The organism is Vibrio sp. 10N.261.52.A1 (genome assembly GCF_002876325.1).
GTDB classification, from domain to species: Bacteria; Pseudomonadota; Gammaproteobacteria; order Enterobacterales; family Vibrionaceae; genus Vibrio; species Vibrio chagasii.
This window is the reverse complement of sequence record NZ_MCYD01001006.1, coordinates 1-3,094: the sequence shown is the minus strand read 5'-3', so window position 1 is coordinate 3,094 and position 3,094 is coordinate 1. Positions and strand designations below refer to the sequence as shown.

Sequence of the window (3,094 nt, the reverse complement as noted above, 5' to 3'; positions counted from 1 at the left end):
CAGGAGTAATGCTGATGTAAATTTTATATATTAAATTCGATTGAATTTTGAGTGAGATATTGTGTTGTCAAATAAGATAAAAAGTTCGTTTCTACCTTTAGTCATTTTTAGCTCCTGTGTTGCAGCAGAAAGCGAATTTGTCATTGAAGACATTTTAGATGGGCAGCAAGTTTCGCATTTTGCCTTAGGTGATACCGATGGGGATGGCTCCGATGAAATAATTTTTATGGACCAATATGGAAACGTAAAAATAGCCAAAAATTTAACAAACCCAAATACGCTTAATATGTTAGCTAATACAAGGTGGAGTTTGTCGGAAAATTGGAAGTTACAATTTCTTGATCAAGCTTATCCGAGTACAGATATCCGCGTTGCCATGACTTATGAACATAATGGTAATGTATTTAAATCAGGTACAGGGCTCGCTTCTAAGAAAGATGGGAAAATAGAAGTGAACATCAATGGTTTTTCTGGAAATCCAGCAGTGATGATTAATTATGTCTCTGTTGCAAAAGGAACAATGAAAGGTAGCTATAAAGATATTCAGTATAGCGGTTCAAGAAGTTATCCGATGAATGCACGTAAGGAATAACCATTTCCTGAGTTAGCGTAAATTATATGCGCTGGTCCTGTTTAATTATTTCTTATTATTGGTTTCTTTGAGACTAAACGTTAACCAAGGTAAAGCAAGCTCTGACTAGCTTGTTTTACCTACTATTTAATTTGCTTGAGGTAACGAGAAAGTGCTTCCACTAAGTCTGACTTAATCAGTGGTTTAGTTAACACTTCATTTGCGCCAGCTTCAATGAAAGCTAGAGTTGATGTTTGCATGATATCGGCAGTCCAGCCAAAGATAACAAGATCATTATGACCAGCTTGTCGTATTTTTCGAACTGTTTCTAAACCATTCATTTTCGGCATATGGTTATCAATAATGACTAGGTTGAAGCGACCTGTTTCCAAGTGTGTTAAAGCCTCACAGCCACTATTGCAAGTAACGCACTCAACGTTTAATTTATCTAAGAATCCTTTGGCGATGATAAGGTTCATCCTATTGTCATCTGTCACTAGAACCTTAAATGGAGTTAGGTCGATCCCCGGCGTTGTTGAAATTTTCTCATCTTTTGACGCAACGACTGGTAGGTTGATAATAAAACTGAAGCGGCTTCCTACATCAAGTTCACTTTTAACATTGAGTTGGCCGTTCATCAAAGTCACAAGCTTATGACAAATCGCTAACCCAAGCCCAGTGCCGCCATAATTCCTTGTAGTAGAGACATCTGCTTGCTCAAACTCATTAAAGATTGAGCTTAGCCTTTCAGTTGGGATGCCGATACCTGTATCTTCTACCGTGAATTCCATCGCAGAGTGATCCTGTGGGTTGATACTGACAGTGATCGAACCACTCGCAGTAAACTTCAATGCGTTCCCAACTAAATTGAGAATGACCTGTCGAATTCGAACGGAATCGCCATGGTATGAAAAAGCGGCATCGCTATTATCAAGCAAAGAAAACTCAATGCCTTTTTCTGAACACAAGGTTTGATACGTGTTCAATACGGGGTTAGTTATGTCGGACATTTTGAATGGATGCGGATCAATCTCTAAACTGTCATTTTCGATTTTAGCTAAGTCTAAAATGTCATTAAGAATAGCGATTAAGTGCTCGCCTGAGTCAAGCGCTAACCGGAGCACTTCTCTCTGCTCTTTCTTCTCCAAGTCGTCGAAAGCATTTGTAGAATACCAAGTAAGCCGTTCATCGGAGTTCTAATTTCGTGACTCATTGTCGCTAAAAATAGTGATTTTGCATTATTCGCTTGGTGCGCTTTATTTACTTGATCTTCTAATTTCAACTCAAGCTTCTTAAAATCTGTAATATCGCGTTCAATCGCGATAAAACGTTCAACTTCACCTTTCGCGTTGCGCAAAGGTATGATGTCAATGTCGATCCAATAGGCCGTTTTGTCGATGGAATAATTCAATATTTCAGCTTTAACTTGATCACCTTTGTGAATAGCTGAACCTATCCTGCATGCGGTATCAAGACAAGTCTCTTCCCCTTGCAAAAATGAGCCTGGTTTTAGCCCTTTTACGGAATCTAAGCGATAGCCTGTCATTGTCTCAAAAGCACTGTTTACCCACTCTATGCGCCCTTTCTTATCTGTTATAACAACTCCATCTCTAGCCGTTTTGACTACTGTTGCTAGGAGGTGACTTTCACGTTCTTGTTCTGCTAATCGTTTGTTCGACTCTTCAAGTAGCTTTTTCGACCCTTCTAATTCTCTGTGGGGGTTAACGAATAATTTTTGTCCCATCAAAAAAACAAAAATAGAGCTAATTACTAATACAATTAAAAGGCCATTCAAAAGCTCCTTTTGTAAGCGTAACAACTGATTATTAACAAAAGAACTGCTTACCCCTTGAGTTAATACCAAACCGCCTCTGGTCAAAGCCGTTTGGGTTAAGAGCCACTCTTCTTCATTGTATTTATTCTTCGCTATGGTGTGTGAATGGTGGCTATGTGCATGTGTCTCGTCCGTTTCAGTGAGAGAAGCAACAGGGGGGACTATTTGACTAAGCTCGTACCAACGCTCTCGGTTCGTGACAAACGAGCCAAAGAAATCATCATAATCGACAGCGGTTTCACCATATAGCACGCCTACGAAATCGCTGCCTTGAAGTAACGGCATAAATAGCTTGATACAAATATGGTTAGCATCATCATGCAAAAGGTAAAGGATACGATCATCGACTTCCTGATTCGCTATCGCGTCAAAGATAGCTTGCTCTTGCTTTGATGCGGGATGACGAAATGTATCTTCAAACAACAGCTGGCCGGTACGGTCTCGCACGGCAAATTGCATTGACTGGTTCTGCCCCTTGAATCGCTCAAGATGAAATGAGAGCCGTTCTATATTTGAGACCGACACTGCGTCGATGACCCCTTGGTATTGCGAAGCTAAAACAATGCGGTCTTCTGCAACCTCGAGATACTTTTCCATAAAAATTTTGGCAGACTCAAGCTCGAAGCTACTGTTACCGCTTTGCAGTTGTTTGACGGTCGATTGGCTGTGATTAGAGAGTACATAAAGTG

The 3,094-nt window shown here is 40.1% G+C and carries 3 protein-coding genes; 1 reads left to right on the top strand and 2 read right to left on the bottom strand.

Features of this window, described 5'->3' with window-relative positions:
* Positions 1–61 precede the first annotated feature (61 nt).
* Positions 62–592 (top strand): hypothetical protein, encoded by a 531-nt coding sequence (locus BCT81_RS21825; protein ID WP_102425820.1) that lies wholly within the window; start codon positions 62–64, stop codon positions 590–592.
* Positions 593–714: 122 nt separating this feature from the next.
* Here BCT81_RS21825 and BCT81_RS29835 read toward each other — a convergent pair whose 3' ends face one another.
* Positions 715–1,695: an ATP-binding protein gene (locus BCT81_RS29835; protein WP_241908258.1), complete on the bottom strand. Its 981-nt coding sequence runs from the start codon at positions 1,693–1,695 to the stop codon at positions 715–717.
* Positions 1,683–3,094: PAS domain-containing protein (locus BCT81_RS29830; protein ID WP_241908257.1), on the bottom strand; the 1,412-nt coding region annotated here is incomplete at its 5' end. The genes BCT81_RS29830 and BCT81_RS29835, both read right to left, overlap by 13 nt.